At 72.6% G+C, this 17,712-nt stretch carries 13 protein-coding genes; 7 read left to right on the top strand and 6 right to left on the bottom strand.

Annotation, left to right across the window (positions count from 1 at the left end):
- Positions 1-12: 12 nt before the first annotated feature.
- The 3 genes from ACFV18_RS11350 to ACFV18_RS11340 form a co-directional block, all read right to left on the bottom strand.
- Positions 13-1,044, bottom strand: a complete 1,032-nt coding sequence (locus ACFV18_RS11350; protein ID WP_380481787.1) for an isopenicillin N synthase family dioxygenase — start codon at positions 1,042-1,044, stop codon at positions 13-15.
- 294 nt (positions 1,045-1,338) lie between these two features.
- Entirely contained in the window at positions 1,339-1,764 is a 426-nt protein-coding gene (locus ACFV18_RS11345; RefSeq protein ID WP_380481785.1) for a VOC family protein, read from the bottom strand.
- A gap of 243 nt (positions 1,765-2,007) precedes the next feature.
- Positions 2,008-2,427 carry a spore-associated protein A gene (locus ACFV18_RS11340; RefSeq protein ID WP_380481783.1) on the bottom strand — a complete coding sequence of 140 codons (420 nt, stop codon included), beginning with the start codon at positions 2,425-2,427 and terminating at the stop codon, positions 2,008-2,010.
- A 234-nt stretch (positions 2,428-2,661) separates the two neighbouring features.
- Between ACFV18_RS11340 and ACFV18_RS11335 the strand changes: the two genes are divergently transcribed.
- Positions 2,662-3,600, top strand: a complete 939-nt coding sequence (locus tag ACFV18_RS11335; RefSeq protein WP_380481781.1) for an AraC family transcriptional regulator — start codon at positions 2,662-2,664, stop codon at positions 3,598-3,600.
- 34 nt (positions 3,601-3,634) lie between these two features.
- Here ACFV18_RS11335 and ACFV18_RS11330 read toward each other — a convergent pair whose 3' ends face one another.
- Positions 3,635-4,276, bottom strand: a complete 642-nt coding sequence (locus ACFV18_RS11330) for an NAD(P)-dependent oxidoreductase (protein WP_380481779.1) — start codon at positions 4,274-4,276, stop codon at positions 3,635-3,637.
- 108 nt (positions 4,277-4,384) lie between these two features.
- Between ACFV18_RS11330 and ACFV18_RS11325 the strand changes: the two genes are divergently transcribed.
- On the top strand, positions 4,385-4,717 hold the full coding sequence (locus tag ACFV18_RS11325) for a winged helix-turn-helix transcriptional regulator (protein WP_380481777.1): 333 nt from the start codon (positions 4,385-4,387) through the stop codon (positions 4,715-4,717).
- A gap of 36 nt (positions 4,718-4,753) precedes the next feature.
- Here the strand turns inward: ACFV18_RS11325 and ACFV18_RS11320 are convergent, their stop codons facing one another.
- Positions 4,754-7,168, bottom strand: coding sequence for an ATP-binding cassette domain-containing protein (locus ACFV18_RS11320; protein ID WP_380481775.1), 2,415 nt, complete (start codon positions 7,166-7,168; stop codon positions 4,754-4,756).
- A gap of 354 nt (positions 7,169-7,522) precedes the next feature.
- Between ACFV18_RS11320 and ACFV18_RS11315 the strand changes: the two genes are divergently transcribed.
- Positions 7,523-8,251, top strand: a complete 729-nt coding sequence (locus ACFV18_RS11315) for an SDR family oxidoreductase (protein ID WP_380481773.1) — start codon at positions 7,523-7,525, stop codon at positions 8,249-8,251.
- Between the two features lie 63 nt (positions 8,252-8,314).
- Here ACFV18_RS11315 and ACFV18_RS11310 read toward each other — a convergent pair whose 3' ends face one another.
- Complete coding sequence (locus ACFV18_RS11310) at positions 8,315-9,913, bottom strand: multicopper oxidase family protein (protein ID WP_380481771.1); 1,599 nt, start codon at positions 9,911-9,913, stop codon at positions 8,315-8,317.
- Between the two features lie 117 nt (positions 9,914-10,030).
- Here ACFV18_RS11310 and ACFV18_RS11305 point away from each other — a divergent pair, with 117 nt between their 5' ends.
- From ACFV18_RS11305 to ACFV18_RS11290, 4 genes are all read left to right on the top strand, one after another.
- Positions 10,031-10,669 (top strand): alpha-ketoglutarate-dependent dioxygenase AlkB, encoded by a 639-nt coding sequence (locus tag ACFV18_RS11305; protein WP_380481769.1) that lies wholly within the window; start codon positions 10,031-10,033, stop codon positions 10,667-10,669.
- Positions 10,670-10,790: 121 nt separating this feature from the next.
- Entirely contained in the window at positions 10,791-11,579 is a 789-nt protein-coding gene (locus tag ACFV18_RS11300) for a hypothetical protein (RefSeq protein WP_380481767.1), read from the top strand.
- 1,041 nt (positions 11,580-12,620) lie between these two features.
- Positions 12,621-14,381 (top strand): hypothetical protein, encoded by a 1,761-nt coding sequence (locus ACFV18_RS11295; RefSeq protein WP_380481765.1) that lies wholly within the window; start codon positions 12,621-12,623, stop codon positions 14,379-14,381.
- Between the two features lie 82 nt (positions 14,382-14,463).
- Complete coding sequence (locus tag ACFV18_RS11290; RefSeq protein WP_380481763.1) at positions 14,464-17,667, top strand: error-prone DNA polymerase; 3,204 nt, start codon at positions 14,464-14,466, stop codon at positions 17,665-17,667.
- The last annotated feature ends 45 nt before the right edge of the window (positions 17,668-17,712 follow it).

Below are 17,712 nucleotides of genomic sequence, written 5' to 3'. Positions count from 1 at the left end.
CCGGTGCCCCGGTCAGCCCAGGGGGAGGAGTTCGGCGTGGTGGCGGCGGGTGACCTCCGGGTGGGCGCGGCTGAATCCCTTCAATTCGTTCTCGCCGAAGTCTGCATGCAGGGGATTCGACGGGTCCTGGGTGATGCCCGGGGCGTGGTGGGCGTGCGGGAAGTCGAGTGGCGCGATGTGGGCGTCCAGGCGGGGGTTGTAGAAGAACGGGACGGAGAAGCGCTCACGGGCGCCCGCGGGGGACAGGACGCGGTGGCTGGTGGCCTTGAGGTAGCCGTCGGTGGCGACTTCGAGGAGTTCGCCGAGGTTGACCACGAAGGCGCCGTCCAGCGGGGGGACGTCGAGGAAGGTGCCGTCGGCGCGTTCGACCTGGAGGCCGCCGACGGTGTCCTGCAGGAGCAGGGTGATGAAGCCGTAGTCCTTGTGCGTGCCGACGCCCTGTGCGGCGCCGTCGGGGGCGGTGCCCGGGTAGCGGACCAGCTTCAGGTGCAGGTGGGGATGCGGGGCGAAGGCGTCGTCGTAGAAGTCCGGGCGGGCGCCGATCGAGGCGAGGAGCTCGTGCAGCAGCCGGCGGGCGACGCCGTCGAGGCGGGCGATCCAGTGCAGGGCGGCGGTGCGCAGCTCCGGGAGCGCGGCGGGCCACTGGTTGGGCCCCTCCAGCCACCAGTACGCGGGCTCGCCGGGCGCCGGTACGTGCGGCGGCAGTTCGGGGCCGATGTCGAGCTGGTCGCGCCAGTCGCGGCTGCCGCCGGTGCGTTCGTCCCCGGTGCGGGTGTAGCCGCGGAAATGCGGGGAGTTGAGGTTGCTGACGGCCAGCCGGTCGGCCTCGGGGAGGGCGAAGAAGGCGCGCATCGCGGAGCCGAGGCCGGCGGTCTCGGCGGCGGTCACGCCGTGGCCGACGAGCTGGAAGAAGCCGACTCCGGTCGCGGCCTCCCGCAGCTCCCGGTGGAGCCGGGCCCGCGCGGTGGCGTCGCCGTCGGCGAGCGAGAGGTCGATGACCGGGAGGGTTGTTGTGGGGTGCTGCCTGGGGTGCTGCATCGTCATGGGTGCGCGTCCACGGGGAACGGCCCGGCCGCTGCGGCGGGTCGCGCCGGGGTGGCGGTGCCCGGCGCAGTCGGTGGGCCGCTACGGGCGAGGGATGCGGAGGGGGCTGATCAGCCGGAGCGTCGACAGGACATGCTCGTGGCGCGGACCAGGTCCACGTGGCGACGGCTGACAAGAAGAAGCACCCCACCAGGCTACAACCCCTGCCCGGACGGTTCCGGGAATATGACAGGATCCGGCCAACCCCGGGTCCGGTCGCTCAGCGGCCGGTCGAGCCGGGGGGGGCCGACGCCGTCAGTGGTGGCGGGCCTCGCCCCGGTAGGTGCCGAACGACCAGCGGTTGCCCTCCGGGTCGCGCACCGTGAAGTCCCGTGAACCGTAGTCGGTGTCGTGCAGGGGGGCGGCCACCTCGGCACCCGCGCCGACCGCCCGCCGGTACAGGCCGTCCGGATCGTCGGTGACCACGTACGCGCCGAAGGTGCCGGGCCGCAGCGGCCAGGGGTCCTCCCCGCCTTCGGTGGGCTCCTTCGCCGAGCCGAGCATGATACCGCCGCCGAGCGGCCATGCCAGTTCGGCGTGCTCCACCAGGTCGCCGTCCGCGTACACCGTGGTCGCCTCGAAACCGAACGCCTCGACCAGGAACGCGATCAGCGCCCGGGCATCACGCGCCCGCAGCGTCGGCCACACCTGCGGCGGCGGGGGAACGGCGGCTTCGGGCATCTCCGGCCTCCTGGGCTCTCCGGCTGCGACGGTGCGCCCACCCTAGGTGGTATCCGCAGGTCGGAGGGGTTGCCGCGCCGGAGAAGCGGCGTCAGGGCGGCGGGGCGGACGGGCCGGTCCGGCTCGCCGATCGGGAGCCGGACCGAACCGCACGAGCGGGTACCGGAGACCGGTACCGGCAGTCGGCCGGATCAACCGGCCGGACGGGCCGGGGTGCTCAGTCGCACCGGGCCGGACAGGTGCTCAGTGGCACCAGGACGGACCCTTGGTCCACCAGCCGTTGGAGTTGTAGTCCTGGCCGCCGTAGGAGACGCACTGCCCGGGGGCGTACAGGTAGGTCGCGGCGTAGTACTTGTAATTGCCCGAGTCCACCTTCCAGTTGGGGCTGGTGCCGATGGTCAGGAAGGCGCCGGTCAGGGTCGCGGTGCCCACGTATGTGTTCTTGATGGTGGCGACGCAGTTGTTGCCGGTCGCGCTGCTGTACGTCAGGTACACCGTCGACGTGCCGCCCGGCAGATTGAAGCTGTCCAGCGTGGCATAGCTGGAACCGCACACCGACTGCGGGGTGTAGCCGGCGGCGTGGGCGTTGGCGGGGACCATCAGTAGTGCCGCACCGGCCGCGGCAGAGAGGGTGAGTGCCTTGAGAGTCCTGCTGAGGGACATGGGTTCCTCCTGGGACGGAAGGTTCACGGGTCCCGACCCGCTCGAACGGTCCACGGCGGATCGAGGGGATCAGCCTCCCGCTCCGCTCCGTCCGCTGTCTTTGGCGCACAGTCCACTGAGTTTTCTGGAGCGTCCGGACCGGCGCACATCCTTGGAGCGTCCTTTGTTGACGGTCGATAGGGTCACGGACAGGCTTGTCGTGTACGCCCAAATTCGGCTTCCGCAGGAGGGTACGTGCTCTTACGACCATGCGTCGCCGCTGCTGTGCGGCCGCAGGGAACCGAAGCGGGGACCTTCGAGGAGACACATCGGATCGTCCGGCTGGACGGGCTCGTCGTGCGGTTCATGGCCTTCACCTCGGGGCGGCGCCGTCACACCCCTGGCCTCCTCCGCACCGCGAACCCGGAAGCCGTGCGGATCTTCCTGCCACTGTCGGGATCCGTGGACGTCAGCCATGCCGGCTCCGAGACGACCTGCCCCGCGAACAGCCTGTACGTGCTGAGCACATCGCACCCGGTCGGCGTGCGGGCGGCCGGCCGCGACAGCGAACTCCACGCCTGCGTCGCCCTGGAGATCCCCAGAGCCCGCCTGCCCCTGCCGCGCGGTGGCGTCGCCAGGCCGGCGGTCCGCCTGCTGCCCGCCGATCGCGGCTACGGGGCCCTGCTCGCCCAGATACTGCGTCAACTGGCGCACGAGGCGGACACCTACCGGCCCGCGGACGGCCCCCGCCTCTCGGCCATCATCACCGGGGTGGCCTCCGCCCTGTTCTGCGCGGCCTTCGAGAACGACCCGGAGGCCGGCAGCGGACCGGAGATCCTGCTGTTGAGGATCAAGGACTTCATCACCCGCAACCTGCACGACGTCGACCTGGCCCCGGCAGTGGTCGCCTCCGCACACCACATCTCGCTCAGCTACCTGCACCGGCTCTTCCAGCAGGACGGCACCAGCGTGGCCGGCTGGATACGAAGCCGTCGGCTGGAACACGCCCGGCGGGATCTCGCCGAGCGGGTCAGCGCCGCACTGTCGATCCGCGACATCGCCACGCGCTGGGGATTCCGGCACCAGGCCCACTTCAGCCGGGCCTTCCGGGAAGCCTACGGGTGTGCGCCGCGCGAGTTCCGGCACGAGGAGCGCCGCCGGTCCGAGTTCGAGCAGGTCCTCCGGACGACGTGAACGCAGTGAGAGTCCCGACCCGGGTGGCGGATCGTCAGTGGGAGACGGCGAGTTGGACGGCGTGGTGCTTCGGGGTGTCGATCTCGTCCAGCAGGGCCAGGGCCAGGTCGGCATGCGAGATGCGGCCGGTGCCGGTGACGGTGCCTACGGCGGTGACGTACTGGCCGGTGGTGGGGGCGTCGGCGGCGAGGTCCATGGGCGGGACGACCATCAGCCAGTCGAGGGCGCCGGCCTCGGCGGTGAGGAGGTCGAACTCGGCGACGTGGCCCTGCGAGAACGTCCGGTACTGCTCGGGGAATTGAGGGTCGTCCATGACGCGCACCCCGGGCGCGGTCTCCAAGGTGGTGGCGATGCCCAGCACCAGCAGTCGTCCGACGCCCGCCCGCCTCAGACCTGCCGTCAGAGCCCGTGCGGCGGCGTTGAAGTAGCTCTCGGAGGGGACGTCCAGCCGCACCGAGGCGTTGATCGCCGCGTCGTGGCCGGCGGCCACCCGGGCGACGGCGTCCGCGTCCGTCGCGTCGCCGCGCACCAGCATCACACCCGAACTCCCTTCCAGCTCCGGGTACTTGGCCGGGTCGCGGACCACCGCCGTCACGGCGTGACCGCGCCGGACGGCCTCCGCGACCGCCGCCCGGCCAACCCGTCCGCCTGCGCCGAAAATCACGATCCTGCTCATGGCTGCTCCTCGGTGCCCTGCTGCGTTCGGTGTCGTCGCCGACGGTAGGACGGGCACCCCCGGTTACCGCAACGGAACCGGGTCCGAGGTGCGGCTATGGTCGTACGCATGACCATCCCTGACGAGGCAGGCGTGTTCGACCTCCGGGAGTGCGCGCACCGCTCGCCGATCCAGGTCGGCGACAAGTGGTCCGGCGCGGTGCTGCGTTGCCTTCAGGGCGGGCCGCACCGCTTCACCGAACTCAAGGCCCGACTGCGCGGCGTCAACCCGAAGGTGCTCACCGAGACGCTGCGCGCGATGGAACGCGACCACTGGCTGACCCGCACCGACCACGGCGGCAACCCGCCGCACGTCGAGTACGCCCTGACCGAGGTGGGCCGCTCGCTGATCGGCGTCCTGGACACAGCCTGCGCCTGGGCCCGCGAACACCAGGTGGATTGATCGGAGCGGGCGCCGTGTCGTGCGGATATCGCGCTGCTACGCGCCGACGTACTCCGCGAGGTGCCGGCCGGTGAGGGTGGTGCGGTCGGCGATCAGGGCGGCGGGGGTGCCCTGGAAGACGATGCGGCCGCCGTCGTGGCCGGCGCCGGGGCCGAGGTCGATGATCCAGTCGGCGTGGGCCATCACGGCCTGGTGGTGCTCGACCACGATGACGGACTTGCCGGAGTCGACCAACCGGTCGAGCAGGCCGAGGAGTTGCTCCACGTCGGCGAGGTGCAGGCCGGCGGTGGGTTCGTCCAGGACGTAGATGCCGCCCTTCTCGGCCATCTGCGCGGCCAGCTTCAGGCGCTGGCGTTCGCCGCCGGAGAGGGTGGTGAGCGGCTGGCCGAGCGTCAGGTAGCCGAGGCCGACGTCGAAGAGGCGCTTCAGGACGGCGTGTGCGGCGGGGGTGCGGGCCTCGCCGGTGGAGAAGAAGGACTCCGCCTCGTCGACGGACATGGCCAGTACCTCGGCGATGTCGCGGCCGCCGAGGTGGTACTTCAGCACCGCGGCCTGGAAGCGCTTGCCCTCGCACTCCTCGCAGACCGTCGCCACCGTGGCCATCATCGCCAGGTCGGTGTACACCACCCCGGCGCCGTTGCACGTCGGGCAGGCGCCTTCGGAGTTGGCGCTGAACAGGGCCGGCTTCACCCCGTTCGCCTTGGCGAAGGCCTTGCGGATCGGCTCCAGCAGGCCGGAGTAGGTCGCCGGGTTCGATCGCCGCGACCCGCGGATCGGGCTCTGGTCGATCGCCACCACGCCCTCCGGTACGCCGCCCTTCAGTGCCGCGCCGCTGACCAGCGAGCCGTGCACCAGCGAGCTCTTTCCGGAGCCCGCCACGCCGGTGACCACCGTCAGCACGCCCAGCGGCACGTCCACGTCCACCTCGCGCAGGTTGTGCGCGCTCGCCCCGCGGATCTCCAACACGCCGGTGGGGGTGCGGACTTCGGGCTTGAGCGCGGCCCGGTCGTCGAAGTGCCGACCGGTGATGGTGTCGCTGGTGCGCAGCCCGTCCACGCTGCCCTCGAAGCAGACCGTGCCGCCCGCCGAACCCGCGCCCGGGCCGAGGTCCACCACGTGGTCGGCGATCGCGATGGTCTCCGGCTTGTGCTCCACCACCAGCACCGTGTTGCCCTTGTCGCGCAGCCGCAGCAGCAGGTCGTTCATCCGCCGGATGTCGTGCGGGTGCAGGCCGGTGGTCGGCTCGTCGAAGACGTACGTGACGTCGGTCAGCGAGGATCCCAGGTGCCGGATCATCTTCACCCGCTGCGCCTCGCCGCCCGAGAGCGTGCCGGCCGGGCGGTCCAGCGAGAGGTAGCCGAGGCCGATCTCGGTGAACGAGTCCAGCACCTGCCGCAGCGAGGCCAGCAGCGGCCCCACCGACGGCTCGTCCAACTCCCGTACCCAGCCGGCGAGATCACTGATCTGAAGTGCGCACGCGTCGGCGATCGAGAGGCCCTTGATCTTCGAGGACCGGGCGGCGGCGCTCAGCCGGGTGCCCTCGCAGTCCGGGCAGGTGGTGAAGGTGACGGCCCGGTCCACGAACTCCCGGATGTGCGGCTGGAGGGCGGCCCGGTCCTTGCTGAGCATCGACTTCTGGATCCGCAGCACCAGACCCTCGTAGGTCATGTTGATGCCCGCGATCTTCATCCTGGTCGGCTCCAGGTACAGGAAGTCGTGCAGCTCCTTCTCGGTGTACGTGCGGATCGGCTTGTCCGGATCGATCAGCCCGGACTCGGTGTACAGCCGGTAGTTCCAGCCGCCCGGCTTGTACCCGGGGATGGTCAGCGCGCCCTCGTTCAGCGACAACCCGTCGTCGTACAGCTGCCCCAGGTCGATGTCCGAGACGCTGCCCCGCCCCTCGCAGCGCGGGCACATCCCTCCCGCCCGCGAGTACGTCCGCTTCTCGGCCTTCGCGCCCTCGCCGCGCTCCACCGTGATCGCCCCGGAGCCGTGCACCGTCGGCACGTTGAAGGAGAACGCGGGCGGCGGGCCGATGAACGGGTCGCCGAGCCGGCTGAACAGAATGCGCAGCATCGCGTTGGCGTCCGTCGCGGTGCCGACGGTCGAGCGCGGGGCGGCGCCCATCCGCTGCTGGTCCAGGATGATCGCCGTGGTCAGGCCGTCCAGCACATCCACCTCGGGACGGGACAGCGTCGGCATGAACCCCTGCACGAACGCGCTGTACGTCTCGTTGATCAGCCGCTGCGACTCCGCCGCGACAGTGCCGAACACCAGCGAACTCTTTCCCGAACCGGACACCCCGGTGAACACCGTCAGCCTGCGCTTGGGCAGTTCGACGCTGACGTCCTTCAGATTGTTCACCCGCGCCCCGTGCACCCGGATCAGATCGTGACTGTCCGCCAGGTGCCGCCCCTCCGCCTGCTTGCCCGCCCGCTCGGTGCCGCTCATCGTCCTCGTCCCTCCGTCCGGCGGCGCCCGTGGCGACACCGCCGCCTTGATCCAACCATCCGGCCGGCCCTGCGCCGGGGGATTGCCGACAACGGCTCGCTGCCCTCCGGCCCGGCCGCCAGCCCAGCCGCCCGGGTCACCGCCACTCGGCCCAAGAGGTGATCCCCGCAGGGGAGTTGGCGCCCCCGCGTCCGGACCTGGACCCATCACCGCCTGACCGGCGTCCTGCCGCGCCTCGGCCCCGCACTCGCACCCCGCCGCGACTGTCGCACCCCGCCCGGCCATTGCGCCCCCCTTCTCGATCAACAGTCCTATTCTTCCTTCAGTACTGGGAAGTGGACGAAGGGTCAGCTCATGGATCTCACCGGCCGCACCGTGGTCATCACCGGCGCGGGCCGCGGCACCGGCCGGGCACTCGCCATCCGGGCCGGGCGACTGGGGGCGCGGGTCCTGGTGTCGGCACGCGGGCTGGACGCGGCCGAGCGGACGGCCGAGGAGATCGCCGCCGACAGTGGGGCGAAGGCGGAGGGCCTGGCCTGCGACATCTCCGACCCCGCCTCGGTGCGGGCCTTCGCCGCCGAGGTCGCGTCCCGCACCGACCGGGTCGACGTCCTGGTCAACAACGGGGCCCGCTACCTGCACGGCGACGACCTGCTGGACGCCGACGACGACGCGATCGCCGACACCATCGCCTCGGGCGCCACCGGCACCGTCCTGATCACCCGTCACCTGCTGCCCCTGCTGCGCGCCTCGTCCGCCGCCGACGTGGTCAACCTGGTCTCCTCGGTCGGCGAACTGCGCAACCACCGCTCTGCCTCGCACCCCGCCTACTACGCCGCCAAGGCCGCCCAGTCCGGTTTCTCCGACGTCCTCTCCGCCCGCCTGCGCCCCGAGGGCATCCGGGTGATCGCCCTCTACCCCCCGGACTTCGACGACGCCGACCCCCTCGCCCCCGCCTGGGACACCGCCTCCCGCACCGCCGACGACGTACTCACCGCCCAGTCCGTCACCGACTGCGTGCTGTTCGCGATCGGCCAGCCCCGGGACTGCTTCATTCGCAGCTTCTACTTCGAACAGCTCTGACGCCGGGGCCAGGCCTGCTGACGGCCGATCAACTGCCGGTGCGCGTCCTGTTGGACCGGCGGCTCACGCCTCGACGTAGTGGACGGTCTGCATCATGCCGAGGTCCTCGTGGTGGAGCTGGTGGCAGTGGGCGACGGCGTGGCCGGTGAAGTCGGCGTACTTGACCAGGAAGGTGACGGAGTCGCCGGGGGTGCCGCCGGCCAGGGCGACGGTGTCGTGCCAGACCGGGGGGTCGAGTTGTTCGCCGTTGCGGTGGGTGACGAGGATCTGGTTGGTGTGCAGGTGGAAGGGGTGGGCGTGAGCGGGCAGGGTTTCGTCGGTGCGGACGGTCCAGCGTTCGACGGTGCCCAGGCGCAGGGTGTGGTTGACGTAGTGGGGGTCGAAGCGGCCGTAGGCGGGGTCGCGGCGGAGGTCGCCGTCGGGGTCGGCCGGGGGTGTGGGGTTGCTGCCCAGCATGCGGTAGGCGTTGGGGAAGGCGCCGGGGAGGACCCGCGGGTCCACGTGGAAGATCACCTCGCGGTCGGCGTCGGGGTCGGTGATGTCGTTCTCGTCGAGGAACGGCCTGCCGAGGGGTAGGGAGGTCGGCAGTTCCATCGGCGGTTCGACGGGCTCATCCGCGACCTCGACCGTCATCAGCGGCTCGGGCACTCCGTCGGCCAGCAGCCGGTACTGGCCGGGCCTGTCGCCGCGGACCAGGACGTCGGCGCGGTTGCCCATGGCCAGGTGCACCACGTCGTGGGCGACCGGCGCGGCGAAGCTGATGCCGTCCTGGGCGATCTGGTGCATCGTCAGGTCTTCGCACTCCCCGGAGATCCGCAGGTGCAGGCCGGTGAAGGCGGTCGCGGCGACCAGCCGCCAGCGCTGGACCTCGCCCTGGCGCAGCGTGATGGTCGGGTTGACGGCGCCGTTGACGGCGAAGGTGGACGGAATGTCGGTCACCCAGTTGCCCGAGGTGAAGGCGGGGACTTCGCCGTCGTCGAACTTGAGCTCGCTGATGCAGACGACGATGTCCTCGGCCGCCTCGATCTCCGGCACCTCGTCGATGTCGCCCTCGACGATGATCACCCCGGCCATTCCTCCGACGATCTGTTCGGCGGTGGCTCCGTGCAGGTGCGGGTGGTACCAGTAGGTGCCGGCGGGGTGGTCGGCCGGGATGTGGATGGTGCTCGTGTACCGCGGTTCCGCTGCGCCGAGGGCCACTTCGGTGGCGGTGCGCGGCGCGAACACCCGCTGGATGTTGTCGGCGTGCCCGGACGGGGAGACGTGCATCCCGTGGGTGTGCAGGTTGAAGCTGTTGGCGTGGTGCGGCGTGTTGTGGTCGCCGTGGAAGGGCCGGTTGGGCGGCAGGCCGTTGATGTGTGTGAGCCGCAGGGTGTCCCCGCCGCGCACGCGCAGGGTCGGGCCCGGGATCGTCCCGTTGTAGGTGCGGGTGGTGACCTGGCCGTAGCCCGGTACGGAGAGCTCCGTGAAGCGGACGTCCAGGGTCTGTTCGACGATCTGCGGCGCCGGGTCGGCCGCCCGGGCCGACACCTCCGGCTGCGGAAAGCACGTCGAGGCCGCAGCCGTGGCGCGCTGGGCGGTCAGGATCCCGTGGGACGCCGCCGCGAGACCGGCGACAGTTTTGAGGATCAGACGACGACTGATCCCGCGATTCTCTCTCATAAACGGGCAATTTAGGTCAAACAGTCAAAATCGCTCCGACGGCGCACCGAACCGGTCAGCGGCCTCGCCTTCTCCGACTATCGTACGAATGTTCGAACGGAGCGTACGCTGGACGGCATGACGTACCAGCTGCAGGGTTCGCTGTTCGACACCGGCGGCCCGGAGGCGGAACCCGCCCTCGGCCCACTCGCCGGGATCGAACGGACGGTGCTGAGCCACGGGGCGTGGATCGACGTACTGCCCGGCTGGCTGAGCGGCGCCGACGCGCTGTTCGAACGCCTGGTGGACGGGGTGCCGTGGCGGGCGGAACGACGCGAGATGTACGAGCGGGTGGTGGACGTGCCCCGGCTGCTGGCCTTCTACCGCGAGGGCGCCACGCTGCCCGACCCCGTCCTCGCCGAGGCCCGGGACGCGCTCGGCGCCCACTACCGGACGGAGCTCGGCGAACCGTTCGCCACCGCCGGGCTCTGCCTCTACCGCGACGGCCGGGACAGCGTCGCCTGGCACGGCGACCGGATCGGCCGCGGCGACCGCGAGGACACCATGGTCGCCATCCTCTCGGTCGGCCAGGCCCGCCCCCTGCTGCTGCGCCCCCTGGCCGGCGGCGGCCCGACGGTGCGCCGCTCGCTCGGACACGGCGACCTGCTGGTGATGGGCGGCTCCTGCCAGCGCACCTGGGAGCACGCCATCCCGAAGAGCACCGGCGCGGTCGGCCCGCGGATCAGCATCCAGTTCCGCCCGAGCGGCGTCCGCTGAACCCCGGCCGGACCTTGGCGTGGGTGGTCACCGAGGGTTGCCGGGCGGGTGTTTCTGCAGCTCAGTCAGATTCCCGGACTTGAATATTTACGAACGAGTGTTCGATGCTGGAGTCGTGCACATGTTCGAACCAGAATCGATCGACCCGTCCGGGACGGGCGATTTCGCCCACTTTGCCCCCGCTCGGGCGGCCGACCGTGCTCGAACGCTCGAACGCGATCGAACGGTCGTCGTCCCGCTGCGGCCCGGCATTCCGGCCCCCGCCCTGCCGACGCCGACCATCGCCGAACCCGAACTGCTGCCCGTCCTCCCCGCCCTCGCCCCACTGCTCCCCGGCGGCGGACTGCGCCCCGGCACCGCCGTCTCCGTCACCGGCGACACCGGACTGCTGCTCGCCCTCGGCGCCGGCGCCTTCACCGAACAGACCGGCGACGCCGCCTGGGCCGCCGCCGTCGGACTCCCCGAACTCGGACTGGCCGCCGCCGTCGGCTACGGCTACGACCTGCGCCGCCTGCTGCTCGCCGACCACCCCGGACCGCACTGGCCCGACGTGGTCGCCGCCCTCGCCGGCGCCGTCGGCCTGATCCTGCTGCGCCCCACCGGCCCGGTCGCCCCCACCCTCGCCGCCCGCCTCACCGCCGTCCTGCGCCGCACCCGCTGCGCCCTGCTGGTCGCCGGCCCCTGGCCCGGCGCCACCCAACGCCTCAGCATCCGCACCGGCCGCTGGTTCGGCCTCGGCGACGGCCACGGCCAACTCACCGGCCGCCAGGTCGAAGCCGTCGCCGAAGGCCGCGGCACCGCCACCCGCCCCCGCACCGCCCACCTCTGGCTCCCCGACGCCACCGGCACCGCCCGCCCCCTCGCCCCCGCCGAACCCGCACTCACCCGGCCCGCCCTGGAGGCGGTCTGAGATGCGCCTCCCTTCGGCTCCGCTCCCTCCACCGACACCCAGCCGGTCCGGCCCCGCACCCTCCCGGCCTGCCGTGGCTGTTCGGTTTCGGCAACGACGGCCCACGGTGTCAACGGTTTCACCCGGCGCCGACCTGTCTTTTCCGTCGCTGCCGTTCGGCCCCGGTTCGCCGACCCGGTGGTCACGCGGGCGGCCCCACCGGGTGCCACGGGCGAGCGGGTTCGCGGCGAACGAGCCTGGGTGGTCACCACGTCGCCGACGGCGCTTCGCCGCCGCGGGCATGCGCTTTCGGCCCGGCTGCGACGCCCCGTCTCTTGCCTGCCGGTCCGGCGGTCGTCGTGCGGCGAGTTGGGCGGTGCCGGGGGCTGGGTGGGTTGTGGTGGTTGGTCGCCGGGCGGTCCGGGCGGGTCGCCGATGGCGCTTCGCCGTCCCGGCCCGCCGCCGCGGGCGCGCGCTTTCGGCTCCGGCCTGCGGTGCCTGTTGCGTCCCCCTGGGCTTTGCCTGTCGGCCTGGCGGTCGTCGTACGGCGAGCTGGGTGTGGGTTGTGGTGGTCGGTCACCCGACGGTCCGGGCGCTTCGCTGTCCCGTCCCGCCGCCGCGCGCACGCGCTTGCAGCCCCGGCCTGCGGTCCTCGTTGCGTCGCCCTGTCCCTTGCCTGTGGGCCCGGCGGTCGCCGTGCGGTGGGCTGGGCGGAGTGCCGACGGCGTTTTCGCCGTCTTGGGCCGCCGCCTCCGCCGATGCGGCCCCTCGGGTCCGGACTGTGGTGCAGGCGGGTGCCCCCCGGCTTTGGGGGGTGTTCCTGACCGTTCGCTGATCCCGTTCTCCGTTCCGCCGATTCTCTCCGAGTGACCAGCCATGAAGCACCCCAATCCGATTCGTAAGCCGGCGTCGTCCGTGAGCCGTGGTGGCGGCGGGCCGTTGTGGGGTACCGCGCGGGAGGGGGGTGCGGGGTGGGGGCCGGCGGCGCAGCGGGTGCTGGTGGTGTGGTGTCCGGACTGGCCGTTGGTCGCGACCGCGCCGGTGGGTGGGGATGCGGGGGCGGTGGCGGTGGTGGAGGGCGGCCGGGTGCTGGCGTCCTCGGAGACGGCCCGGGCGGCGGGGGTTCGCCGTGGGCAGCCGTTGCGGTTGGCGCAGCGGTTCTGCCCGGAGTTGCGGCTGCGTGAGCGGGACGAGGAGGCGGAGGCGCGCCGGTTCGAGCCGGTGGTCGCGGCGGTGGAGGCGTTCACGCCGCGGGTGGAGGTGCTCCGGCCGGGGCTGTGTGCGATCCCGGTGAAGGGCCCGGCCCGGTACTTCGGCGGTGAGGAGGCGCTCACGGTCGGGATCCGGGACGCGGTTGCCGCCGTCCTGGCCCTGACCTGGCCGGTCACCGTGCCGGAGGAGCCCACCGACGAGCTGGCCGACGAGACCGAACCCGCTTGGGTGAACGAGGTGTTCACCGAGCAGGAGGCTTCGCGTCCCCCGCTCACGGTGATCGATGGCGGCTCCGCCGAGCCCACCCCGCCGCACGCCCCCGCCCCGCTCGCCCTGGTCACCCCCGCCGCCCCGAAGCCCGCCCCGAAGCCCACGCCGAAGTCCACGCCGGAACCACCATCGCAGCCGCAGCCGCAGCCGCAGCCGCAGCCGCAGCCGCAGCCGCAGCCGGAACCCCCTCGCGGCCTTCTCGGTGTCGCCGACGGCCTGTTCGCCGCCGTGCTGGCGGCCCGCGCGGAGCTGCTGGTGCCGGCCGGGCGGACGCCGGAGTTCCTCGCGCCGTACCCGGTGGCGACGCTGGGCGAGCCGGAGTTGGCGGAGCTGTTGCACCGGCTGGGCGTGGAGACGGTGGGGGCGTTCGCGGAGTTGGCCGCGGACATGGTGGCGAACCGGTTCGGCCCGATCGGGAGCGCCGCGCATCGGCAGGCCCGGGGGCTGGACCCGCGTCCGCTGGCCCCCAAGGACCAGGGCCTGGACCTCGCGGTCGAGCAACTCTTCGACCCGCCTGAGGAGTTGGCGGAGCCCCTGGTGTTCGTCGGCCGCACCCTCGCGGAGCGTCTGCATGCCCGGCTGGCCGAGGTCGGCCTGGCCTGCCAGCGCGTGGCGGTCGAGGTGTCCTGCGAGGGCGGCCGTACCGTCGCCCGGCTGTGGCAGCACGAGGGACGGCTGACGGCGGCGGCTCTCGCCGAGCGGATCCGCTGGCAGTTGAACGCCTGGCAGTCCACCGGCACCTTCACCGATGCGGACGGCGCGTTCACCGCGCTGCGTCTCGTCCCGGACGGCCTGTTCCCGGACCGGGGACGGCAGTTGGCGCTGTGGGGCGAGGCGGTCGCGGAGGACCGGGTGGAGCGGGCGGTGGCCCGGGTGCAGTCGCTGCTGGGCTACGCCGGGCTGCGGCGCGGCGCCCCCGAGGGTGGCCGGGCCCCCGGCGAGCAGCAGGCGCGACTGCCGTGGGACGAGGCGGAACTCCGCGAGAGCGCCGAACTCCGCGAGAGCACAAAAGCGGACGCGCCCTGGCCGGGCCGACTCACCGACCCGTCGCCGTCCGTGGTGCCGCCCGACCCGGTGCCGGTGCTGGTGCTGGACCGCGACGGGCAGCCCGTCGCGGTGGACGGCCGCGCCGAGGTGTCCGCCCCGCCGGACCGGGTCGAGCTGCACGGACGCACCCTCGAAGTGCTCGGCTGGACCGGCCCGTGGCCGGCCGTCGAACGCTGGTGGGACCCGCGCACCGCCCGCCGCCGGGCCAGGTTCCAGGTCGCGGTGGAGGGCGGCCGCGCCCTGCTGCTCACCGTGGAGGGCGGCCGCTGGTACGTCGAAGGAGCATACGACTGAACGAAGTTGACGGAACATCAGTTCATGCGCGCTCGGGGGGAGCGCCCGCACCGACCACCCCGAGACCGGAGCACCACCCGCGATGGGATTCACCAGCCACCCCTCGCTCCCCTGGACGGAGCTGCAACGCCGGATGTCCGGCGCGGGCACCCCCGTTCCGCACGCCCCCGAGGAGCCCGAACGCCCCCGGCCCGCGCCGCCGAAGGGCGCCGTCCCGTGGGCCGAGCTGCACGTCCATTCGGCGTTCAGCTTCCTCGACGGCGCCAGCGATCCGGAGCAACTGCTCGACGAGGCAGTCGCGTTGGGAATCGAGACGGTGGCGATCACCGACCACGACGGGTTCTACGGGGCGGTCCGGCTGGCCGAGGCCGCCAAGGGCACCGGCATCCGCACCGTGTTCGGCGCCGAACTCACCCTCGGCCCGGAGGACCACCTGCTGGTGCTGGCCCGCGACCCGGAGGGCTACCGGCGGCTGTCCGCCGCGATCAGCGCCGCCCAACTGCGCGGCGGCGCCAAGAACAACCCGCGCTACGCGTTCGAGGAGCTCGCCGACGCCCACCACGGCCACTGGGCGGTGCTTTCCGGCTGCCGTCGCGGCCGGGTCCGGCACGCCCTGGAGACCGCCGGCGAGGACGCCGCCGAACAGCAACTCCGCACCCTCACCGAGGCGTTCGGGCCGCAGAACGTGTACGTCGAACTGACCGACCACCGGCTGCCCGGCGACGATCTGCGCAACGACCGCCTCGCCGCCCTCGCCGCCCGCACCGCGCTGCCGCTGGTCGCCACCAACAACGTCCACCACGCCGCGCCCGCGCAGGGCCGGCTCGCCCAGACCCTGGCCGCCCTGCACGAACGCCGCACCCTGGAGCAGGCCGCCCCGTACACCATGGCCGCCGGCACCGCGCACCTGCGCTCCGGGCGGGAGATGGCGAACCGGCTGCGCAGGTTCCCCGGCGTCCAGCAGGCCACCGTCGACCTCGCCCGGGCCTGCGCCTTCGACTTCTCCACCCTCGACCCGCGACTGCCCGGCTACCCCGTCCCCGACGGCCGCACCGAGAGCAGCCATCTGCGCGCCCTGGTCGCCGAGGCCGGACCGCGGCGCTTCGACCCCGGCAACGACAAGGCCCGCCGCCAACTCGCCCGCGAACTCGACGTGATCGAGACCCGCGACCTCGCCGGGTACTTCCTGATCGTCCACGACATCGTCGACTTCTGCCGCCGCGAGAACATCTGGTGCCAGGGCCGCGGCTCCGCCGCCAACTCCGCCGTCTGCTACGCCCTCGGCATCACCGCCGTCGATCCCGTCCACTACGGCCTGCTGTTCGAACGCTTCCTCAGCGTGGCCCGCGACGGGCCGCCCGACATCGACCTCGACATCGAGAACCGCCGCCGCGAGGAGGTCATCCAGTACGTGTACGGGCGCTACGGCCGCGCCCACGCCGCCCAGGTCGCCAACGTCATCACCTACCGGCCCCGGCTCGCGCTGCGCGACGCCGCGCGGGCGCTCGGCTACCCGTCCGAGCAGGTGGACGCCTTCACCCGGCAGGTCGAGTTCCACGGTACCGTCCAGGACGACGCCGTGATCCCCGCCGACGTCCTCGACCTCGGCAGCCAACTCCACGGCCTGCCACGCCACTTGGGCATCCACTCCGGCGGCATGGTGCTCACCCGGGAACCCGTCGGCGAGATCTGCCCCACCGAATGGGCCCGGATGCCGGGCCGCTCCGTCCTCCAGTGGGACAAGGACTCCACCGCCGGCGCCGGACTCGTCAAGATCGACCTGCTCGGCCTCGGCATGCTCGCCGCCCTGCACGACGCCTGCGACCTGATCGAACAGCACTACGGCGAGCGGCTCGACCTCGCCACCATCCCCAAACACGACCCCAAGGTCTACGAGATGCTCTGCCGGGCCGACACCGTCGGTGTGTTCCAGGTCGAGTCGCGCGCCCAGATGGCCACCCTGCCCCGGCTCAAACCCCAGCACTTCTACGACCTGGTGGTCGAGGTCGCACTGATCCGCCCCGGCCCGATCCAGGGCGGCTCCGTCCACCCCTACCTGCGCCGCCGCGACGGCGTCGAACCCGTCGAGATCCCGCACCCCAGCATGGAACGCGCCCTCGCCAAGACCCTCGGCGTCCCGCTGTTCCAGGAACAGATGATGCAACTCGCCATCGACTGCGCCGGATTCAGCCCCGACGAGGCCGACCGGCTCCGGCAGGCGATGGGCGCCAAACGCTCCCTGGAGCGGGTCGCCGTGCTGCGCGGCCGCCTGCTGGAAGGCATGGCCGCACGCGGCATCCCGCCGGAGACCGCCGAGGACGTCTACACCAAGATCGAGGCCTTCTCCAGCTACGGCTTCCCCGAGTCGCACGCGATCAGCTTCGCCTACCTGGTGTGGGCCAGCGCCTGGCTCAAGTACCACCACCCGGCGGCGTTCACCTGCGCGCTGCTCGCCAACCAGCCGATGGGCTTCTACTCCCCGCTCAGCCTGATCACCGACGTCCGCCGGCACGGCGTACGGGTGCGCGCGGTGGACGTCGCGGTCAGCGCCCCCGGCCCCACCCTGGAACCCGGGCGGCACCCGTCCTACCCGCATCCCCTCACGGCCGGGACCCCGCAGGCCGCGATCCGGCTCGGCCTCACCTCGGTCCGCGGCCTCGGCCAGGCCCAGGCCGAGACCATCGCCGCCGGGCGCCCCTACACCGACCTGGAGGACTTCGCCCGCCGCACCGCCCTGCCCAGGCCGATCATGGAGGCCCTCGCCACCGCCGGCGCGTTCTCCTGCTTCGGACTGAGCCGCCGCCAGGCCCTCTGGTCGGCCGGCCTGTACGCCGCCACCGACCCCGACTCACTGCCCGGCACCCTCCCCGGCGCCGACGCCCCGCCACTGCCCGCGATGACCCCCGTCGAGGAGACCATCGCCGACCTGTGGGCCACCGGCAGCTCCGCCACCAGCCACCCCGTCCAACACCTGCGCGAGGCCCTGCACCGCTCCGGCGCCGTCACCGCCGCCCAGCTCCAGCACGTCCCGCCCGGCACCCCCGTGGTGATCGGCGCCCTGGTCACCCACCGCCAACGCCCACCCACCGCCGGCGGCGTCCTCTTCCTCAGCCTGGAGGACGAGACCGGCCTGATCAACGTCATCTGCAACCGCCCCGTGTGGGAGGCCCACCGCCGCACCGTCCTGGAACGCGCCGGCCTGCTCATCCACGGCACCGTCGAACGCACCCATGGCGCGACGAATCTGGTCGCGACGCGCATCTCGCCGCTGCGGCTTGGCATTTGACGGTACGTCAGGTCGTCTCGACCTGCTGTGCGCGCTCATCGACGC

The organism is Kitasatospora sp. NPDC059673 (genome assembly GCF_042734215.1).
Taxonomy (GTDB): Bacteria; Actinomycetota; Actinomycetes; order Streptomycetales; family Streptomycetaceae; genus Kitasatospora.
The sequence above is the reverse complement of the archived record's forward strand: the minus strand, read 5'-3'. Positions and strand labels throughout refer to the sequence as shown.

Bases quoted from the DNA above. Each gene is read 5' to 3' on its own strand.
- ACFV18_RS11350 (WP_380481787.1), bottom strand. From the start codon at position 1,044: ATGACGATGCAGCACCCCAGGCAGCACCCCACAACAACCCTCCCGGTC.
- ACFV18_RS11345 (WP_380481785.1), bottom strand. From the start codon at position 1,764: ATGCCCGAAGCCGCCGTTCCCCCGCCGCCGCAGGTGTGGCCGACGCTG.
- ACFV18_RS11340 (WP_380481783.1), bottom strand. From the start codon at position 2,427: ATGTCCCTCAGCAGGACTCTCAAGGCACTCACCCTCTCTGCCGCGGCC.
- ACFV18_RS11330 (WP_380481779.1), bottom strand. From the start codon at position 4,276: ATGAGCAGGATCGTGATTTTCGGCGCAGGCGGACGGGTTGGCCGGGCG.
- ACFV18_RS11325 (WP_380481777.1), top strand. From the start codon at position 4,385: ATGACCATCCCTGACGAGGCAGGCGTGTTCGACCTCCGGGAGTGCGCG.
- ACFV18_RS11320 (WP_380481775.1), bottom strand. From the start codon at position 7,168: ATGAGCGGCACCGAGCGGGCGGGCAAGCAGGCGGAGGGGCGGCACCTG.
- ACFV18_RS11315 (WP_380481773.1), top strand. From the start codon at position 7,523: ATGGATCTCACCGGCCGCACCGTGGTCATCACCGGCGCGGGCCGCGGC.
- ACFV18_RS11310 (WP_380481771.1), bottom strand. From the start codon at position 9,913: ATGAGAGAGAATCGCGGGATCAGTCGTCGTCTGATCCTCAAAACTGTC.
- ACFV18_RS11305 (WP_380481769.1), top strand. From the start codon at position 10,031: ATGACGTACCAGCTGCAGGGTTCGCTGTTCGACACCGGCGGCCCGGAG.
- ACFV18_RS11300 (WP_380481767.1), top strand. From the start codon at position 10,791: ATGTTCGAACCAGAATCGATCGACCCGTCCGGGACGGGCGATTTCGCC.
- ACFV18_RS11290 (WP_380481763.1), top strand. From the start codon at position 14,464: ATGGGATTCACCAGCCACCCCTCGCTCCCCTGGACGGAGCTGCAACGC.